The following is a 17,661-nucleotide window of genomic DNA, read 5'->3' as shown; positions in this document are numbered from 1 at the left end:
CGGGGAGTCCATTCGATCACTCAAGCCGAGCCCGCTTCGCGGCCACGGAAAAGCGCCGCAGGCTTGTCACTCTGCCGTGGCCGAAAATCCGAAACAACGGGGTCAGGTTCTTAGGTTTCCCCACGTTTTCATGGGTGTAGACACATCTGCTCCAAGACGGCCTGTGGCGGTGATCTGAGATGTTCAAGGCAGCGCGATGCTGGTCCCAGTGGCCAGCCTCTGGCCAATGCTTCGCGGCCGATACGCAGGGTGGAATACAGCTTTCGGGTGCTTTTGACCGGCCACAACCAGCGAGCGATATCCGCTGCTTCGCAGGCCATGCCGGCAAGCCAGCTGACGAAGCCGGCCAGGGTGCTGACCAGCAACAGGATCTGCAGCCGACCACCTTGGCGGGTCAGGCTGTCTTCCAGCGCTTGGCCATAGCGGTGTGATTTCAGGTCACGAAACGCCAGTTCGATCTGCATCCGGCGGGCATAGAGTTTCACCAATTGCCGGGGGCTGGCATTGCTCAGTTCCAGCGAGGCCACGATCAACCACGGCTCCCGCTCGCGGGCGGCTGCTTTCAGGCTCGACGAGGAACGAGACACCTTGCTTGGCGTACGCCGGTTGGCTTTTCCCCGGCCTTTTCGTGCTTTGGCATAGACCACCAACCGGCAGGCAAGTGGGGCACTGCGGTTGATCAGCATCGATGGCAACTCGTGCGGCGTTGCAGTGGCCATCGCATGCAGGTGCCTGCTGTCGGCCCATTGCTGTGGGTGATCGGGGACATGCTGAGGCTTGATGCAAGTAGTGCCACGCAATCGCCCAAGCCAATGCCAGCCCAGCGCTGAAACAGCCCGGAACCAAGGACTGCGGAAGCCGGCATCGGTGACCAAGATCGGCGTTGAATTTGCCGGCACAAGCTTGCTCAGCTGCTGCAGAAAGTGTTTCTCAGCGCCCGGTGAACCTTGCTCACGGCCGGGAAAGACCATGTCCAGCAGGGTCAATGTGCGGCCGCCGACAGGTATGGCCGCACGCAGCAGGCACCAGCTCTTGTCGGGCTTCAAATCCGACCAGTCGATCAGGATGACCGGTTGTGGCCCACGCAGCAGCCAGCGGGCCATGTCCTGCTCGATGCCATGGCGTTCACCATGCAGGTGCCGGTTGCCGAGCAGGCGGTCAAAGGCCTTGAGCGGAGCTCGCACGCGCAGGGCGCCAGGCCAGGATCGCGCAATGTCACTCAGGGTCAATCGGCGGCCCTGGATCAATGCCTCAACGGCTTGCAGCAGCGCCCGCCGCCGCAGCGCGTGCATGCTGGGTAGTGAGTTGCGCAGACACTTCTGCAATACTTGGCTGGCGCGCATGATCGTCAGTCCTTTTTTGGTTTAGTCACCTCCAAGGCTGCGTCATGCGCGCGTCTGTTTCTGCTGTAGTGATCACAAGTTGTTGATATCAATGGCAGAAACGTGGGGAAACCTCAGGGTCAGGTTGATTTTCTGGCTCAGAACAACACAGGATCAGGTTGCATTGGAGGATGAGACTTTTCACCACCGATAACAACGAGGCCACTGTTGATCGTGCCGCAACCGCTGTGAATCGCCAGAATTTCAATAACCACCAGCATCCACACTCGGCAATCAATTACCAATCATCTGTCCAGCCGGAGTGTGCAAACGCCTGACCAGCAGGCGTCCACTTTTCGAAGGGAGCCCCTGCCGCTTCGCGACTCGTCTTGATTCGGGCGCCAGGCCCCACCCACACTGAAAGGAGTCTCTGTGAGCGACCCATACAATTCCTACGGATCATCTGCACCACCCATCAGCCAGCCCACCACAACAGTTCCGCCCAGGGCCAAGGCAGACTCTATCGCACGATTGCAAGTTTCAGAGTCATGGAAGCGCAAGTTCAGGCTAATCGAAAAAGCAGGCGGCCCAGATCTGCCACATTTCCGGGACCTTCCATTCGGGGAGCGATTTGGCCTCACCTTCAACGTCCTTGCCTTGATCCTTGGCCCGTTCTATTACTTGGCCAAGGGACTGTGGCGGCAAGCCCTGTTCTACTTCATCATCGCCGTAGCCTTGATTCTTCTTCTGAATGCAGTAGGCCTAGGAAGTTTTTCACGAAGCATTGGCTATGGCCTCGGTGTTGCGTATTCGTTCCGCGCGAATATCAGCTACTACAAGAAAATCGTCCTTGGCGATGCGCCTTGGCTGTGATCCCCAGCCATTTTCCCAAGCCAACAGGAACAAAGGGGTCAGGTTGAGTTCCTGCAATGAGCTTCAAGCTATGCCTGCCAGATACCTGGCATAGCCCCACCCAAAAGCAGCGGAAGCTGCTGTGCGATAGCCAGCCTCCCGACAGTTCATTCATACCGAACTGATTTCGACGACCTGCTTATCTCAGACATTGAATATGAAAGGATATCATCGTGACTGAAGACCAAGAAAAGGCGATACGCGGAAAGTTCATAGGCACCGGCATAGCCCTTGGTGTCGCGATCGGTGCCGGCATTGGCATTGCCATTGGAAATCTGGCGCTTGGCATCGCCCCGGGCATAGCGATCGGCGTTGCTCTTGGTGCCGGCCTGGGCGAAAAGGAAGTCCAGGCAAAGAAAGGCAATGGAGATGACTCCAAGCGTGACACTTGATTGAATCCGGATCAGAGTGCATTTTCATAAATAACCCCCATACCTACCCCCCGATCAATCCGGGCTTGCTGCTCGCAAACGATTTTTGCCAAAGCACCATCCGCCGAACACTCCAATCCAGGGCGAGCAAGACACGAGCAACCCAACTTTTCTGGAGCGAGCGTTGCTCACCTACCTTGTTGCATGTGCCATGGGTGTGTTCTTGGTCGTCGTCTACCTGTATGGATCCCGACGCAGCCCCCTGCAAAAGTCACTCTCCCCACTTGTCCGCAGCGCGTTATTCCTCGTATTTCTTGCATTCGGAGCCGGGCTTCTGTGGCATTGCTACGGTGCGCTTGAAGAAGGCCAGATCAGCTGCGGCCGCCAGTCCTACAGGCGCATCTGCACCCAAGCTGGCGATGCGTTTTCGTTCGGAGTTTCCTGGCTTTTCTTCTTTGCTGGCGGCATCTGTACAGTAGCATGCTCAATATTCATCCTTACCCGGCCGAACCCGGAGGATGAAGCGTGAGTCAGACATACGTGTGCAACCAGAAAGGCTTCGCATGGATTCCTTCATCCCATAAAAGCTGATAAACAACGAGGTCAGCATGAGCAGTTGCCCAGAACAATAAGGGGACAAGGTAGCGTTGAAAGCTGGCAATTATCGCCAAAGAGAACATCGGAGAATTATCGATCATGCCGAACTCCCTGATCCTGCCGATGGTGGCGCACGTTGCGCTGGCTGGCCTGTTGTATACGCTGCTCACCGTCGCGCGGGCACCGGCGATCTGGGGGATTGGCCGGCGGGCCGATGGCAGCAACCCGTGGGCCGCCGTGGAGCCACGCATCAGCGCCAACCTGTCCAACCAGTTCGAGTGGCCGCTGTTTTTCCATGTGGCCTGCCTGCTGTTGATGCAGCTGCAGCCTTCGTCCATGGCCGTGGCGCTGGCCTGGCCCTTCGTGGTCGGCAGGCTGCTGCACAGCGCGGTGCAGATCCTCACCGGCAATGTGCGCCTGCGCGGCGTGGCCTTCACCCTCAACTTTCTGGCGGTGATCGGCCTGTGGCTGTGCGTGTGGATTGCCGCTGCGCACTGAAGCATGCGGCAAGCACGGCGCGCGAGACCGTGCGACTAAACACAACCAATCTGCAGTAACGGCATAATCCAAAAAACAAACACAACAGGGGGCTGTGTGCGGACGTTGTTGATGATGCTTGTATTGCCCGGAAGTTTTGCCGCGATGGACCCTGCTCACGCCCACCCGGGCGGGCTCAACCGCGAGGGCTGCCACAACAACCGGCAGACCGGGGACTACCACTGCCACCGTGGCGGCGGGGGTGCCACGCCGGCAAACCTGGCGCCTGCCGGCAACCGCCTGGCACCGGCGCAACTTTCCCCGGCACGCAGCAGTGGCCATGGCGTGTTCGCCAATTGCGCCGAGGCCCGTGCAGCCGGCGCGGCACCGGTCCGCCGTGGCGACCCAGGCTATGGCCCGCACCTGGACCGCGACAACGACGGCATCGGCTGCGAGCCCTATCGCGGCCGGCCTTGAGCGGGAACCGCAGTATGTGACCGCCCACACAACCGATGTGCTGGCAGCACCCGCACAAAACGCTAGGCTTTACGCCCCTGATTTTATTTCACCCCACGGCCGCATCACCGCGGCTGGATACGCCATCACTGCAAGGATGATCAACATGCTCAGGAACACCCTGTTTACCCTCCTGCTCGGCACTACCCTGGCCGCATGCGCCAGCAGCGGTAGCGAAAAAGCAACGCTCACCCTGGATGCCAGCAATGCCGCCACGGCCGAAGCTTCCTACAAGCAAATGCAGCGTTCACTGCCGCAGGCCAAACAAGTGGAACTGGCCATGGCCGTGATGGCCATCAATTTCATCGGCGTCAACAGCGCCTATGAGGTGGTCAACAACCCGGAACTTCAGCAACCGGGCGTGGCCCGCATCAAGGACCGCATCGCCGGCATGTCGGCCGAGCAGATCATTGCCTATGCCGCCAGCAACAGCACCACCAAAGTGGAAGTGGTCAGCCCGTAAGCCCCCTGCACCGGGTTGCATGCGCAGCAGTACCCGGCGCTGGTTTGGAACGGATGTTCATGGCAACCGCTGCCGGAACCAACAAAAAACAGGGCAGGATGCGCAAGCACCCTGCCCTGTTGCCCACCATCTTGTACCACCCGCCAGTGCCGCTCAGGGCAGCTTGCGGAAGGTCACCCGGGTAGCCACGTCGATGTTGTTGGGGATGATCGACAGGTCAGCCCAGTCGCCGGCGCCGATGTCGAAATCCAGCCGTTTGACCACCGCCTGACCAACCAGCACCGGGTTGTCACCACCGCTCAGGGTGAAGGTCAGGCTGACCGGCTTGCTGATGCCGCGCAGCTGCAGGGTGCCGTCGGCGCGGTAGCGGTCACCACCCAGTGCAGTGAACCCCTCGGCGCTGTAACGCGCCGTGGCAAAGCGGGCCACGTTGAAGAAATCGGCCCCTTTCAGGGTGCTGTCGCGCTCGCCGTTGCGGGTGTCGGCGCCTGCCAGCGGAATATCCACGTCCAGCTTTGCGGCAGCCGGGTTGGCCGGGTCGAACTGCAGGCGGGTGGTAAAACCCGGGAACAGGCCGGTGAAGGTCTCGCCCTGGTAGCTGCCGACAAAGCTCAGGCCGCCGCGCTGCTGCACATAATCGGCCGCGGCCGCCGGGGCGGCCTGCAGGCCGGCAAGCATCCCGGCGCTGGCCAACAGGGCAAGACGCAGGGTGGTATTGACGGTATTCATGGGCAGCTCCTTCAAGGCTGGGGGCGATAACCGGGCAACATGCGTCGCAAGGTGTCATCGCCCTGGAAAAGATGGTGGTACAGCGCTGCAGAGGCGTGCAGGGCCACCAGTGCCAGCAAGGCCCAGAACCCCCACTCGTGAATGCTGATGGCCAGCTCGGCCAGGCCCTCGTCCTTGCCGGCCAGGGCCGGCAAGTTGAACTGCTTGAACCACTGCAGCGGGTAACCGGCAGCCGAATTGAACAGCCAGCCGCTCAAGGGAATACCCAGCAGCAGCACATACAGCGCCACGTGGGTGAGGCTGGCAATGCGCGCCTGCCAGGTGGGGGTGCCGGGCACGGCACGCGGTGCGCCGGCATACAGGCGCCAGGCCAGGCGCACCACCACCAGGACGAGCAGGGTCAGGCCCACGGATTTGTGCAGGGCGTAGGTATTGATCTTGGCCGGGGTGGGCGGCATGTCCACCATGGTCAGGCCCAACCAGGCCATCCAGGCAATCAGGGCCACGATGCCCCAGTGCAGCAGTTGACTCACGGCGCCCCAACGCTGGGCGGTATTGCGTAATGACATGCTTGGCTCCCCATGAAGACGATGGACACCGGGCTGGCCGCCTATCCTGCGGCCAGGCCCATTGCGTGCCTGTGATGTGGCACAAGTCTGCACGTGGCCCTGCGCCGGCACCACCGTCGCGACCACGTCGAACTGTTCCAAAAATAAAACGTGATCGCGGGAACCCTGGCGCACACGGGCGGTCTGCGCCCCGCCCCGCTGCCCCGCCCACGCCCGGCGGGGCACAAACAACAACGGGCCTGACGGCCCGTTGCTGCTGCATCCGCTTGGCAGGCAGGAAGGCTTACTCCGGCATGGCCAGGTTGGCTGCGCCCAGCGGCTGGCCGGCACCACGCGGCGTGGTGCGGATATGGGCATCGGCTGGCAACGCGGCCTTGCCATCCAGACGTGCCTCCACTGCATCCAGCGCGCGGTACACATAGGGCAGCAGCGGCAGGTAACGCGCCGCGTAGTCAGGCAGTGCGAGGAAGCCATCGAAATGCTGCACGTGGTCGATCTGCCACAGGCTCAGTTCACGCCCTGCCGCCTTGGCCGCGGCCGCGTACGGCGCCGAGCTGAAGGCAAACGGGATCAGGCCATCGGCATTGCCGTGCACCACCATCACCGGCAGCCCGGCGCTGGGCAGGCCCGCCTTGGTGGCGGCGATACCGGCCTGTACGCGCTGGGCAGCGGCGTCATTGCCGGCCCACAGCTGGCGCAGGCAGTGTGTGCCGGGGGCCAGGAAATCCGGCGCGGCCATACGGGTATCCACGATGTTCACCCCGGCGCCCGGCGGGATGCCGCTGCCATCGGCCAGCCATGCACCGCGCTCGGCCTGGGTGGCCGCACGCGGGGCGTGCTGGGCGGTGGTGGCCGAGAAGGCATAATCGCACGGATGCTCACCCACGCCATAACGGCCATAGGCCGAGGCATAGGTCACCGCAACCGCACGCCAGAGGTCGAAATCCACACTCAGTGCGCCGGCCTGCAGGGCCTGGGCGGTCCAACCGGTGGCCTGCAGACGGGCCAGAGCATCGGCCGCCTGCGCGGCCTGGTCGGCCCCACTGATTGCGCCGGAGGCAGCCAGGCTGGCACAGCGCAACTGCCCCAGCGCCTTGCCGGCCGCACTGAGCGGACTGGCCGGCAGGTTGTCGATAGCCAACAACGCGCAAGGCATCAGCACCGCCGCCTCGGTGGTGTAGTCGTACAACGCACGCGAACCAGCGCCGTCGCTGTAGACATTGGGCTCACCGGCCACCACGCCATCGAGCCAGCCATCGGCATCCTCGGCCGCACGCAGCACCGCACCACCACCGTTGGAGATGCCCACCGCAATCACCCGCGTATTGGCATGGGTGAAGGGCGCGGCAGCCGGCACGGCGCTGTCCAGGGCCTGCAGGGCGATGTCGGCCGCCTGACGTACATGCCGGCCCCAGTCGCTTTCCGGGTTGTCCTTGGAGTGGGCATGCTTGACCGCCACACCGCTGGCATTGATCGGCGCATCGGGCAGGAAGGCAAAGTCATCGGCCGCGTCCAGCGCGGCGGTGGTGCCATCGGCGCGCACCCCGGCCTGGGCATCCAGGTCAAAGTAATCACTGCCGGCACCCTTGTCGGTATAGGCCAGGGCGCAGCCACGCGGCAGGGCCCATGGCCCGGCCACGGCCACCGCGCCATACACCCCGCGCGAACCGGAGGACGGGGCCACCACCACGCAGCGCTTGGCAGCATCGAAGTTGTCCGGCACCTGCACCACCACGCGGTGCGGCTGGTTGGCACCGGGCAAGCGCACCAGGGTGGAGAACTCACGCCCGGGCACGTCCTGCAGGGTGCCGTAAAGCTGGCCAAAACCACCGCCGGGCATCAGGTCGGCGATGCCGCGCCAGCTGGCCCACAGGGCACGTTTGCGCAGCTCGGCCGGGGTCGGCGCGTTGGCATCGGCAAAGGCCGGCGGAGCCGCGGTGAGCAGGCCGGCATGGCCGAGCCCGGCACTGAGCAGGTCATCGCCCTGACGGTGCGCACTTTCCTGCAGCACTGCCAGCGAGGCCGGCGCGGTGGGAGTGGAGTCGATGCTGGCACAGCCGGCCATCACCAGACCCAGCGAAAGGGCGCACGCAGCGCTGAGCTTGGGCATGTTCATGGCTGCACGCTAACAAACCTGTGCGGCCGCGCTCATCGTACTTTCGTACCAAAGGCAAGCACGGCCATCGCTGCTAGCGTGATGGCATCGACTCATCTGCGTGTGGAGCCCCCCCATGGACACCTTCCTTTCCGGCCGTACCGCCCTGGTTACCGGCAGCACCTCGGGTATTGGTTTGGGCATTGCCAGCGCCCTGGCCGCTGCCGGTGCCAACGTGGCCATCAATGGCCTGGGCAGTGACGAGCAAATTGCCCAGGCCATCGCCACGGTCAAGGCCGCCGGCGCCGCCGAGGTACGCCACTTCGGCGCTGACCTGCGCGATGCGCAGCAGATCGCCGACATGATGGCCGCCATCAATGCCTGGTCGCCGCTGGATGTGCTGGTCAACAACGCCGGCATCCAGCATGCCGCGCCGCTGGCGCAGCAACCGGTGCAGAAGTGGAATGACATCATTGCCATCAACCTGTCCTCGGCCTTCCACACCATGCAGGCCACCCTGCCCGGCATGGCCGAACGCGGCTTTGGCCGGGTGGTCAACATTGCCTCGGTACACGGCCTGGTCGCCAGCAAGGACAAGGCCCCGTATGTGGCCTCCAAGCACGGCATCATCGGCCTGAGCAAGGTGGCCGGGCTGGAATACGCCGCTGCCGGCGACCGTGCCAGCGGCGGGGTCACGGTCAACTGCGTGTGCCCGGGCTGGGTGGAAACCCCGCTGATCGAGCCGCAGATCCAGGCCCGCATTCCGGCCGGTGGCAACCGCGATGACGGCGTGCGCGCCCTGCTCGCCGAAAAGCAGCCGTCCCTGCGCATGTCCCTGCCCGAAGACATCGCTGCAATGGTGGTTTGGCTTTGCCGCCGCGAAGCGCACAATGTCACCGGCGCCAGCCTGCCGGTGGACGGCGGCTGGACAGCGCAGTAAGCGAGAAACGAGTAAGTGGAGCGAGTAACGAGAAACGAGTAGGGGCGCATCACTCGTTCCTCGTTACTCTCCACTCGTTCCTCGCTTCCAGCCACTCGTTCCTCTTTCCTCACCACTCGTTGCCAGCCGCTCTCACTCGTTCCTCGTTACTCCACACTCGTTGCTCGCTTCCAACCACTCGTTGCCCGCCATTCCCTTCACTCGTTCCCAGCTCCCACTCCATGCCGACCCTGCTGATCGCCGATGACCACCCGCTGTTCCGTGCTGCCCTGCGTCAGGCGGCCAGCGATGCCATCGACGCCATGACCGTGCGCGAAGCCGCCTCGCTGGACCAGGTGCTGGCCGCACTGGACGAGCAGCCGGACATCGACCTGATCCTGTTGGACCTGCACATGCCCGGCAACCATGGCCTGGCCGGCCTGGCCGCCATCCGTGCCCAGCATCCGGGGGTGGCGGTGATCGTGGTCTCGGCCAATGACGACCCGCGCGTGGTGCGCCGGGCGCTGGACCACGGCGCGGCCGGTTATCTGCCCAAGAGCTCGGGCCTGGACGAACTGCGCGATGCGATCCGTGCGGTGATGGATTGCGAGCAATGGCTGCCGGCCTCGCTGCGGGCAGCAGTCAACACCGCCCAGTCCTCGCCGCATGACAGTGAACTGGCCGCGCGCCTGGCCAGCCTGTCCCCGCAGCAATTCCGGGTCCTGGTGCTGGTGGCGCAGGGCCTGCTCAACAAGCAGATCGCCGACCGCCTGGATGTACAGGAGCGAACCGTCAAGGCGCATCTGTCGGCCATCTTCGAACGGCTGGGCGTGCGCAACCGCACCCAGGCCAGCGTGGTGTTGCGCGAGCTTGAACTGAGCGATCCGTCACGCAAAATCGATACCTGGGTGGATTGACCATCTCCTTGATTTGACTCCAAATAGCGGGGCAGTAGAACCATTGCCCCACGCAACAGGAGTTACTCATGGATGACCCCACCATCCAACGCGATCCGTGCTGCCAATCCGCCTGGCGGGCCATGCAGCACGCCTGGAACCTGCACGGAAATTCAGCCCCCTTCTGGGATACCTACCAGCACCTGCTCACCCAGCATTGCGATGCCGGCCTGGAGCCGCAGGCGTGTGCCAACCACATCGCGCGCATGGCCCAGCGCCTGGGCGCGGTGGAAGAGGCGATGATGGTCTAGGCCCCACTTGCAACCGCACCGTGCCGGGCGGCCAACAGGCGATCGAGCACCGACTTCAACGCCAACGGACGTACCGGCTTGTGCAGCAGGGTCAGCCCCTGTTCGAGCACTTCACGCCGGGTGGCAAGGCTGTCATCGGCACTGAGGATCAAGGTCGGCCGCGGCTCACCACTGGCGGCCAGACGCTGACGCAGCGCCGTACCGGTGTCGCCGTCATCCAGGTTGTAGTCAAACAGCCACAGCGCCACCTCGGCCTGGGCCAGACGTGCCCGTGCCTGTGCTTCGCCATCGGCCTCGTGCACCACGCAGCCCCAGCCACGCAACAGGCCGGCCAGTGCGGCCAGCGCCTGCGGATCATTGTCCACCACCAGTACCGGCACCCCGGCCAGGCCACTGCGCTTGCCAGCTGACGCCGGCAGCGCCGGCTGCGGCGGCCGCACCACGCCGGCCAGTTCCACACTGAACACCGTACCCACGCCCGGCGTGCTGCGCAGGCCCAGTGGCAGCTGCAGCAGGCGGGCGATGCGCTCGGCAATGGCCAGGCCCAGGCCCAGGCCCTGCCCGGCCGCACCCTCGCCACGGCGGAATTCCTCGAAGATGGCCTGCTGGTCGGCCAGGGCAATGCCCGGGCCGCTGTCATGCACTTCCAGGCGCAGGCCGCCACCGCTGCGGCGCGCGCCCAGCACGATGCCGCCGCTGCGCGTATAGCGCACCGCATTGGCCAGGAAGTTCTGCAGCACCCGGCGCAGCAGCTGCGGGTCACTGTGGACCCAGGCCTGGCTGCGCACATAGCGGAAATCCAGCCCGTTGGCCTTGGCCAGCGCGGCAAACTGCGCGGCCAGCGGGTCCAGCACCTCGGCCAGGGCAAAGGTGCGCGGCTGCGGCACCAGGCCACCGGCTTCCAGGCGTGACATGTCAAACAGGCCGGTCAGCAGGTCAGTGGTGGAATCCAGCGCACCACGGATCTGCCCGACCAGCTCGGCCTTCTCCGGCGCGGCCACCTGCTGGGCCAGGGTGTCGGTGAACAGGTGCGCTGCATGCAGCGGCTGCAGCAGATCATGGCCAACTGCCGCAAGGAAGCGGCTCTTGGCATCACTGGCACGCTCGGCCTCGCGCTTGGCCGCTTCCAGCAAGGCGGTGCGCTCACCCACGCGCTGCTCCAGCAGTTCGTTGCTGCGCTTGAGCTCGCGCTCGTTGCGGCGGAATGCGGTGACATCGGTGAAGGTGGCCACAAAGCCACCGCCGGGCATCGGGTTGCCACGGATTTCGACAATGCTGCCGTCCGGGAACACGCGCTCGGACAGGTGCGCGGTGCCGGCGCGCATGAAGGCCAGGCGGCGCTCGGTGGCACGCTGGCCATCCCCGCGTTCGGGCATGCGGGCCAGCGCCCAGGCGGTGATCTGCGCAATCGGCTGGCCCACCTGCAGCAGCTCCGGCGGCAGGCCGAGGATGTCGGCGTAACGCTGGTTCCAGGCCACCAGGCGCTGCTCGCTGTCGATCACACTGATGCCCTGGTCCATGTTGTTGAGCGCCGCTTCGAGCACCTTCTGGTTGAAGCGCAGGTCCACGCTGGCCTCGCTGACGATCGCCGCCACCGTGGCCAGCTCGCCCTGCTCGTTGCGCGCGGCATCCAGCAACAGGCGCGCCGAGGCACTGCCCAGCACTGCGGAGAGCTCGCGCTCCATGCGCTCCTGCATCACGGCCGGCACCGCGCCCTGACGCGGGGCGCCGGCCAGGATCTGCTCGACCTGGGCCGGGGCCAGGAAACGGCGCCCTGCCTCGCGCAGGCCGTCGGCATCCAGGCCACGGTCACGTCCGGCCGGGGTGGCGCGGCGCCAGGTCATCACCACCAGGGTGGTCAAGGTGCCCACGAACAGGCTGGCGCCCACCGCCCGCCCCAGCGCCGTCCAGCCGGTCAGGCCGAACAGGCCTTGCGGCGACAGCGCGGCGATGCCGAACGGGCCACTGCGCAGCCATTCGGCCTGGGCCCAGCCCAGCACCAGCACGTTGGGCACCAGCAGCACCCAGGCCCAGGTGACAAAGCCGGCCAGCACCCCGGCCACCGCCGCACGTGGCGAGGTCTGCGGGCGCAACAGCGCAAAACCGAGCACCGGCAGCAAGGTGGCCAGGGCCGAGAAGGACACCGCGCCGATATCGGCCAGCACATCGCTGTCACCGATCACCCGGCTGTAGCCCCAGGCCAGCAGCATGGTCAGGCAGATCACCACCCGGCGCAGCCACAGCAGCTCGCGGCGGTGGTCGCCATCGCCGCGCCGCGACCAGGCACTGCGCAGCAGGCCCGGGGCAAACCAGTGGTTGCCGATCATCAGGCTCAGGGTCAGCACACTGACCACGACCATGCCGGTGGCCGCACTCAGGCCGCCGAGGAAGGCCAGCAACGCCACCGCGTGCTGGCCGTTGAGGGCAGGCAGGGCCAGGGTGTACATGTCGGTGGGAACGCCGGCCGGCAGCAGGGCATTGCCGGCCCAGGCCAGGGGCAGCACCGGCAGCGCCATCAACAGCAGGTAGATCGGAAACAGCCAGCGCGCGGTGCGCTGGTCACGCCGGTCGCGGCACTCCACCACCGCCATGTGGAACTGGTGCGGCAGCAGGAACATGGCCAGCGCGCCGAGCAGCACCAGCGGAATGAAACCACCACCGCCGCTGCTGGTGAGCAGCGGGGTCTGCCGCAGCACATCGATGCTGCCGGCCTGGCGCGGCAACCACCACAGCACGAAGCCGGCCAGCACCAGCATGGCCAGCAGCTTGAACACCGATTCCACCGCCATGGCCAGGACCAGGCCGCGGTTGTGCTCGGACACATTGGCCCGGCGTGCGCCGAACAGGATCGCAAACACGGCCATGGCCAGGGCCACGTACAGGGCGCTGTCGCCCAGCACCGGCGCCGGCTGGGTACCGACCGAGCCGGTGGTGATCATCGAAAAACTCATCGCCACCGCTTTGAGCTGCAGCGCGATGTAGGGAATCATGCCCAGCGCCGCCACCGCGGTGACCGCTGCCGCCAGCCACGCATCGCGGCCCAGGCGGGCGGCGATCAGGTCGGCCAGCGAAGTGGCGTTGGACTCCCGCGCCAGCTTGACCAGCCAGCCCATGAAGCGGGCGGCCAGCAGGTAGAACACGATGGCCCCGACCAGGGTGGGCGGAATCCACCAACCGTGGCGCACGGCCTGGGTGACCGTGCCATAGAAGGTCCACGAGGTGCAGTGCACCGCCAGCGACAGCGCATACACATGGTGCCAACGCCCGGCCAGGGCATTGGGATGGCGCTCGCCATAAATGGCCGCGGCAAACATCAGCACCAGCCAGGCCACCCCGGCCACGGCCACCGTCACAAGACTCAACATTGCAGCACTTCCCCCGCCCGCCGGCGGCTACACGGTTCCCGGCAACGGAAACTCCCGGGCCAGAGGATAAAGAAACGGCAGCCAGCTTGCGCTGGCTGCCGTGTCCGTCAGTCACTCAACGGGCATGCTCAGAAGTTGTAACGCAGCGAGACATACCAGTTGCGCGGCAGGCCGTAGTAGGCGGTCTGGATATTGCCCACCGAAGCGAACTCCTGGCCTTCGGTCATGTAGGACTTGTCGGTGATGTTGCGCACGCCGGCGCGCACCTGCCACACCAGCTGCGGCGAATCCCACACGCCGTAGGCGCCGGCCACGGTGTAGGCCTTCTGCATCAGCACGTCGCGGTTGTCCACGCTCAACCAGGTGTCATCGCGGTAGTTCACATCACCGCCGATGGTCAGGTTGGAGCCGTTGGCCAGGCCGAACACGTGCTGCAGGGCCAGACGGGCGGTGATTTCCGGCGAGAACGGCACGTGGTCGTGGTTCACGTTCGGATCGAAGCCCGGGTAGGACGGATCCAGACGGAAGTCCTCGAAGCTGTCGTACTGCGCATCCAGCCAGGACACCTGGCCACTCAGGGTGGTGGCATTGCCCAGCAGCATGGTGCCTTCCAGCTCCACGCCCTTGATGTTCATCTCGGCGGCATTGAGCACCGGGAAGGTGCCGACGTCCTGCGAGACACGGGCCTGGAAGTCCGAATACTTGCTGTAGAACGCGGTGGCACCACCACGGAAGCGGTTGTCGGCCGAGCTGCCCTTGATGCCCAGCTCGTAGGTCCACACGTATTCCGGATCGAACTTGGCGTGCTGGGTGTCATACACGGTGTTGGCGCGGCCGTTGAAACCACCGCTCTTGAAGCCACGGTTGGCCGAGATGTAGCCCATCAGGTTGTTGCTGAAGGCCTTCTGCAGGCTGATCGACGGGGTGGTCGCGGTCCAGTCGGCCTGGGCGGCAAAGCCCACGGTCTCGTTCAGCGCGGCAAACGGCGCGCCCCAGTAGGTGCTGGTGCTGCGGTCGTAACGCTTGCTGTCCTCGGTCCAGCGCACGCCGGCGGCCAGGGTCCAGGTCGGGATGAACTCCCAGTTGACGTGGGCAAAGGCGGCCTTGGAGGTGGTACGCAGGTCGTCCTCGATGGTGCGCAGGAACGGGATGCCGGCGCCGAACATCTGGAACAGGTCGTCGGCGTAGGCTTCCTGGTAGGACGGCACCTTTTCCTTCATGTAGTACGCACCGAAGGTGGCGTGCACGTTGGAGCCGTTGTCGTAATGCAGCTGGAATTCCTGGCTGTTCTGGCTCTGGTCCAGGGCCACCAGCACGTCACCCAGCTCGTACTGGGAAGCGTCGATGTCGATGTAGGACTCGGTGTCCAGGTTGCGCACCGAAGTGATCGACTTCAGCTGCCACTGCTCGTTCAGATCCAGCTCCATGGCCAGCGAGGCACCGGTGTGCTTGAGCTCCTGGCCCTTGCCCGGGGCAAAGGAGGTCTGCGCGGTGTGGTCCCAGTCGCCGGTCTGGGCCGGGTTGAGCACCACCACGCCGGCCGGGGCCAGGCTGGTGGCACGCAGGTCGGCCATCGGGCGGCCCATGGTCAGGGCGGCATCCTGCTTGGTGTGGTCAAAGCTCAGGGTGGCGCGGAAGGCGTCGTTGGGCGCGAAGGCCAGCTTGGCGCGCACCGCGGTGGTGTCATCGTCGTTGAAGCGACGGCCGCTGGCCGGGTCGCGCACGTAGCCATCGTTGGTGATCTTGGCCCCGGCGATGCTGGCTGCGACGGTGTCGCTGAGCTGGCCGGAGACATAGAAGCGGCCTTCCAGGCGGCCGTAGTCACCAGCAGTGATCTCCACCGCACCGCCCTCGTTCTCGAACGGATTCTTGGTGGTCAGCTTGATCGCGCCGCCGGTGGAGTTCTTGCCGTACAGGGTGCCCTGCGGGCCGCGCAGCACTTCCAGCTGGGCGATGTCGAACAGCGAGAACAGGGCGCCGTTGACGCGCGAGTAGTACACGTCATCCACGTACATGCCCACGCCCGGGTCGAAGGTCTGCAGCGCGTCGGGCTGGCCGATACCGCGGATGGCCACGTTGACCGAGTTGGCCGAACCACGCCCCTGGGCGATGTTCATGTTCGGCACCGCGCCCTGCAGGCCTTCCACGGTGTTGGCCTGCAGATCCTTGAGCTGCTCCTCGCCGAAGGCGCTGACGGCCACAGGCACGTCCATGATCGATTCGGTGCGACGGCGTGCGGTGACAGTCAGCTCGTCCAGGGTGGTGGCCTGCTGGCTGCCAGGCGCAGAGGCTGCGGCCGGCTCACTCTGGGCCATCACCATGAACGGGGCCAGCAACACACCACCAATTGCGGTGCAAAGCATCTTGCGCTTCATAAGGTCTCCCCTCCTCCCGGGTATGACAAGGCAGCAAACAGATGCCGCCTGATGATGCGCAAGGTAACGAGACGGCGATCACCTTCGTACTGTCCGTTCGTACAGTGGGCCCTGCCCGCCGCGCTCCGGATACTGCCGGGCATCCCATTGCCGGAGAGGCACGCAATGTCGTTTCTGATTGTCCTGGCCGCGCTGTGCTTTTTGATGTTCGTGGCCTACCGCGGCTACAGCGTGATCCTGTTCGCCCCGGTGGCCGCCCTGGCCGCCGTGCTGCTCACCGACCCGGCGCTGGTGCAGCCGATGTTCACCGGCTTGTTCATGGACAAGATGGTCGGCTTTCTCAAGCTGTATTTCCCGGTCTTTGTGCTCGGCGCGGTATTTGGCAAGCTGATCGAGATTTCCGGCTTTTCCAAGTCCATCGTCAGCGCCACGATCAAACTGGTCGGTGCGCAGCGGGCGATGCTGTCCATCGTGATCGTCTGCGGCCTGCTCACCTACGGCGGCGTGTCGCTGTTTGTGGTGGTGTTTGCGGTCTACCCGTTTGCCGCCGAGCTGTTCCGCCAGTCCAACATCCCCAAGCGCCTGATTCCCGGCACCATTGCCCTGGGCGCCTTCACCTTCACCATGGACGCGCTGCCGGGCAGCCCGCAGATCCAGAACATCATCCCGACCAGCTTCTTCGGCACCACCAGCTGGGCCGCGCCGACCCTGGGCGTGCTGGGCACCGTGTTCATCCTGATCATGGGCCTGAGCTACCTGGAATGGCGCCGCCGTTCGGCCCTGAAGGCCGGTGAGGGCTATGCCGGCAGCGATGCGCTGCTCAACGAACCCGAACCCTTCCGTGGCGAGAAGCTGGCCCATCCGCTCATCGCCCTGCTGCCGCTGGTGCTGGTGGGCGTGTCCAACTACCTGTTCACCGTATGGATGCCGGGCTGGTACGGCACGGTGACCGAATTCATCCCGGCGGTGATCGGCAACCCGGCCCCGGTGGTGCAGGAAACCGCCAAGCTCGGCGCGATCTGGGCAGTGCAGGCCGCCCTGCTGGTGGGCATTGTGTCGGTCATCGCCCTGGCCTGGGCACCGGTGGTGGCCGCGTTTGCCGAAGGCACCAAGAGTGCGATCAGCGGCGCCATGCTGGCCTCGATGAATACTGCTTCGGAGTACGGCTTCGGTGCGGTGATTGCCGCCCTGCCGGGCTTTCTGGTGGTGGCCAATGCGCTGGGCTCGATCCCCAACCCGCTGATCAACGAGGCCATTTCGGTCACCGCCATGGCCGGCATCACCGGCTCGGCGTCGGGCGGCATGTCGATTGCCCTGGCCGCGATGGCCGACAGCTTCATCGCCAACGCCCAGGCCGCCGGCATCCCGATGGACGTACTGCACCGCGTGGCCGCGATGGCCTCCGGCGGCATGGACACCCTGCCCCACAACGGCGCGGTGATCACCGTGCTCGCCGTCACCGGCCTGACCCACCGCCAGTCCTACAAGGACATCTTCGCCATCACCGTCATCAAGACCCTGGCCGTGTTCTTCATCATCGGCGTGTACTACGCCACCGGCCTGGTCTGAACCCGCTGCCGCCCTGCCTGCCGGGACTCTCTCCCCCGGCCGGCAGGGCCGGACAAAACAAACGCCGCCGGCGCCCTCGGCGGCGTTTTGGCGTCCAGACAATCATCCCGGTCTCGCCCCAAGCCCCCCCGACCCGTTTACCACTCGCTCGCTCTGGCCCTCGGCCCTCGGCCCT

17 protein-coding genes are annotated in these 17,661 nt (G+C 65.1%); 10 read left to right on the top strand and 7 right to left on the bottom strand.

The window, feature by feature from the left end:
* Nucleotides 1-128: 128 nt before the first annotated feature.
* Both ABB30_RS11350 and ABB30_RS16875 read right to left on the bottom strand, forming a co-directional pair.
* Nucleotides 129-1,343: an IS4 family transposase gene (locus tag ABB30_RS11350; RefSeq protein WP_057638428.1), complete on the bottom strand. Its 1,215-nt coding sequence runs from the start codon at nt 1,341-1,343 to the stop codon at nt 129-131.
* Between the two features lie 137 nt (nt 1,344-1,480).
* Nucleotides 1,481-1,603: a hypothetical protein gene (locus tag ABB30_RS16875; RefSeq protein WP_275452400.1), complete on the bottom strand. Its 123-nt coding sequence runs from the start codon at nt 1,601-1,603 to the stop codon at nt 1,481-1,483.
* 151 nt (nt 1,604-1,754) lie between these two features.
* Here ABB30_RS16875 and ABB30_RS11345 point away from each other — a divergent pair, with 151 nt between their 5' ends.
* The 6 genes from ABB30_RS11345 to ABB30_RS11325 all read left to right on the top strand — a co-directional run bounded on the left by ABB30_RS11345 (nt 1,755) and on the right by ABB30_RS11325 (nt 4,658).
* Nucleotides 1,755-2,195, top strand: a complete 441-nt coding sequence (locus tag ABB30_RS11345; protein ID WP_057638427.1) for a DUF2628 domain-containing protein — start codon at nt 1,755-1,757, stop codon at nt 2,193-2,195.
* 212 nt (nt 2,196-2,407) lie between these two features.
* Nucleotides 2,408-2,626, top strand: coding sequence for a glycine zipper domain-containing protein (locus ABB30_RS11340; RefSeq protein ID WP_083489843.1), 219 nt, complete (start codon nt 2,408-2,410; stop codon nt 2,624-2,626).
* A 163-nt stretch (nt 2,627-2,789) separates the two neighbouring features.
* Nucleotides 2,790-3,134 carry a hypothetical protein gene (locus ABB30_RS16295; RefSeq protein WP_152980716.1) on the top strand — a complete coding sequence of 115 codons (345 nt, stop codon included), beginning with the start codon at nt 2,790-2,792 and terminating at the stop codon, nt 3,132-3,134.
* A 167-nt stretch (nt 3,135-3,301) separates the two neighbouring features.
* Nucleotides 3,302-3,700 (top strand): MAPEG family protein, encoded by a 399-nt coding sequence (locus ABB30_RS11335; protein WP_057638425.1) that lies wholly within the window; start codon nt 3,302-3,304, stop codon nt 3,698-3,700.
* 111 nt (nt 3,701-3,811) lie between these two features.
* Complete coding sequence (locus ABB30_RS11330; protein ID WP_211263486.1) at nt 3,812-4,156, top strand: excalibur calcium-binding domain-containing protein; 345 nt, start codon at nt 3,812-3,814, stop codon at nt 4,154-4,156.
* The gene (locus ABB30_RS11325; RefSeq protein WP_161808859.1) at nt 4,092-4,658 is read left to right on the top strand and encodes a DUF6694 family lipoprotein; all 567 of its coding nucleotides are present in this window, start codon (nt 4,092-4,094) and stop codon (nt 4,656-4,658) included. The genes ABB30_RS11330 and ABB30_RS11325 overlap by 65 nt, the downstream gene beginning before the upstream one ends.
* 153 nt (nt 4,659-4,811) lie before the next feature.
* Here the strand turns inward: ABB30_RS11325 and ABB30_RS11320 are convergent, their stop codons facing one another.
* The 3 genes from ABB30_RS11320 to ABB30_RS11310 all read right to left on the bottom strand — a co-directional run bounded on the left by ABB30_RS11320 (nt 4,812) and on the right by ABB30_RS11310 (nt 8,066).
* The gene (locus ABB30_RS11320) at nt 4,812-5,387 is read right to left on the bottom strand and encodes a YceI family protein (RefSeq protein WP_057638430.1); all 576 of its coding nucleotides are present in this window, start codon (nt 5,385-5,387) and stop codon (nt 4,812-4,814) included.
* An 11-nt stretch (nt 5,388-5,398) separates the two neighbouring features.
* Nucleotides 5,399-5,956 carry a cytochrome b gene (locus ABB30_RS11315; RefSeq protein WP_057638423.1) on the bottom strand — a complete coding sequence of 186 codons (558 nt, stop codon included), beginning with the start codon at nt 5,954-5,956 and terminating at the stop codon, nt 5,399-5,401.
* Between the two features lie 283 nt (nt 5,957-6,239).
* The gene (locus ABB30_RS11310; protein WP_245626499.1) at nt 6,240-8,066 is read right to left on the bottom strand and encodes a D-(-)-3-hydroxybutyrate oligomer hydrolase; all 1,827 of its coding nucleotides are present in this window, start codon (nt 8,064-8,066) and stop codon (nt 6,240-6,242) included.
* 121 nt (nt 8,067-8,187) lie between these two features.
* Here ABB30_RS11310 and ABB30_RS11305 point away from each other — a divergent pair, with 121 nt between their 5' ends.
* From ABB30_RS11305 to ABB30_RS11295, 3 genes are all read left to right on the top strand, one after another.
* Complete coding sequence (locus tag ABB30_RS11305; RefSeq protein ID WP_057638422.1) at nt 8,188-8,991, top strand: 3-hydroxybutyrate dehydrogenase; 804 nt, start codon at nt 8,188-8,190, stop codon at nt 8,989-8,991.
* 221 nt (nt 8,992-9,212) lie between these two features.
* Entirely contained in the window at nt 9,213-9,887 is a 675-nt protein-coding gene (locus ABB30_RS11300; RefSeq protein WP_057638421.1) for a response regulator transcription factor, read from the top strand.
* Nucleotides 9,888-9,955: 68 nt separating this feature from the next.
* Nucleotides 9,956-10,177 carry a hypothetical protein gene (locus ABB30_RS11295; RefSeq protein ID WP_057638420.1) on the top strand — a complete coding sequence of 74 codons (222 nt, stop codon included), beginning with the start codon at nt 9,956-9,958 and terminating at the stop codon, nt 10,175-10,177.
* On the opposite strand, the gene ABB30_RS11290 is transcribed toward ABB30_RS11295, so the two are convergent.
* Both ABB30_RS11290 and ABB30_RS11285 read right to left on the bottom strand, forming a co-directional pair.
* Complete coding sequence (locus tag ABB30_RS11290; protein ID WP_057638419.1) at nt 10,174-13,542, bottom strand: hybrid sensor histidine kinase/response regulator; 3,369 nt, start codon at nt 13,540-13,542, stop codon at nt 10,174-10,176. The two genes, ABB30_RS11295 and ABB30_RS11290, sit on opposite strands and share 4 nt — an antisense overlap.
* Before the next feature lie 128 nt (nt 13,543-13,670).
* On the bottom strand, nt 13,671-15,905 hold the full coding sequence (locus ABB30_RS11285) for a TonB-dependent receptor (protein ID WP_245626498.1): 2,235 nt from the start codon (nt 15,903-15,905) through the stop codon (nt 13,671-13,673).
* A gap of 177 nt (nt 15,906-16,082) precedes the next feature.
* Between ABB30_RS11285 and ABB30_RS11280 the strand changes: the two genes are divergently transcribed.
* On the top strand, nt 16,083-17,486 hold the full coding sequence (locus tag ABB30_RS11280) for a GntP family permease (protein WP_057638417.1): 1,404 nt from the start codon (nt 16,083-16,085) through the stop codon (nt 17,484-17,486).
* The last annotated feature ends 175 nt before the right edge of the window (nt 17,487-17,661 follow it).

Origin of the sequence: Stenotrophomonas ginsengisoli, assembly GCF_001431485.1 — a bacterium.
GTDB lineage: Bacteria > Pseudomonadota > Gammaproteobacteria > Xanthomonadales > Xanthomonadaceae > Stenotrophomonas > Stenotrophomonas ginsengisoli.
This window is presented reverse-complemented; position numbering and strand designations above follow the sequence as displayed.

Excerpts from the sequence above, each read along its gene's own strand:
- ABB30_RS11350 (WP_057638428.1), bottom strand. The coding sequence starts at position 1,343 with ATGCGCGCCAGCCAAGTATTGCAGAAGTGTCTGCGCAACTCACTACCC.
- ABB30_RS16875 (WP_275452400.1), bottom strand. The coding sequence starts at position 1,603 with ATGCTGGTGGTTATTGAAATTCTGGCGATTCACAGCGGTTGCGGCACG.
- ABB30_RS11335 (WP_057638425.1), top strand. The coding sequence starts at position 3,302 with ATGCCGAACTCCCTGATCCTGCCGATGGTGGCGCACGTTGCGCTGGCT.
- ABB30_RS11330 (WP_211263486.1), top strand. The coding sequence starts at position 3,812 with ATGATGCTTGTATTGCCCGGAAGTTTTGCCGCGATGGACCCTGCTCAC.
- ABB30_RS11325 (WP_161808859.1), top strand. The coding sequence starts at position 4,092 with ATGGCCCGCACCTGGACCGCGACAACGACGGCATCGGCTGCGAGCCCT.
- ABB30_RS11320 (WP_057638430.1), bottom strand. The coding sequence starts at position 5,387 with ATGAATACCGTCAATACCACCCTGCGTCTTGCCCTGTTGGCCAGCGCC.
- ABB30_RS11315 (WP_057638423.1), bottom strand. The coding sequence starts at position 5,956 with ATGTCATTACGCAATACCGCCCAGCGTTGGGGCGCCGTGAGTCAACTG.
- ABB30_RS11310 (WP_245626499.1), bottom strand. The coding sequence starts at position 8,066 with ATGCCCAAGCTCAGCGCTGCGTGCGCCCTTTCGCTGGGTCTGGTGATG.
- ABB30_RS11305 (WP_057638422.1), top strand. The coding sequence starts at position 8,188 with ATGGACACCTTCCTTTCCGGCCGTACCGCCCTGGTTACCGGCAGCACC.
- ABB30_RS11300 (WP_057638421.1), top strand. The coding sequence starts at position 9,213 with ATGCCGACCCTGCTGATCGCCGATGACCACCCGCTGTTCCGTGCTGCC.
- ABB30_RS11295 (WP_057638420.1), top strand. The coding sequence starts at position 9,956 with ATGGATGACCCCACCATCCAACGCGATCCGTGCTGCCAATCCGCCTGG.
- ABB30_RS11290 (WP_057638419.1), bottom strand. The coding sequence starts at position 13,542 with ATGTTGAGTCTTGTGACGGTGGCCGTGGCCGGGGTGGCCTGGCTGGTG.
- ABB30_RS11285 (WP_245626498.1), bottom strand. The coding sequence starts at position 15,905 with ATGCTTTGCACCGCAATTGGTGGTGTGTTGCTGGCCCCGTTCATGGTG.
- ABB30_RS11280 (WP_057638417.1), top strand. The coding sequence starts at position 16,083 with ATGTCGTTTCTGATTGTCCTGGCCGCGCTGTGCTTTTTGATGTTCGTG.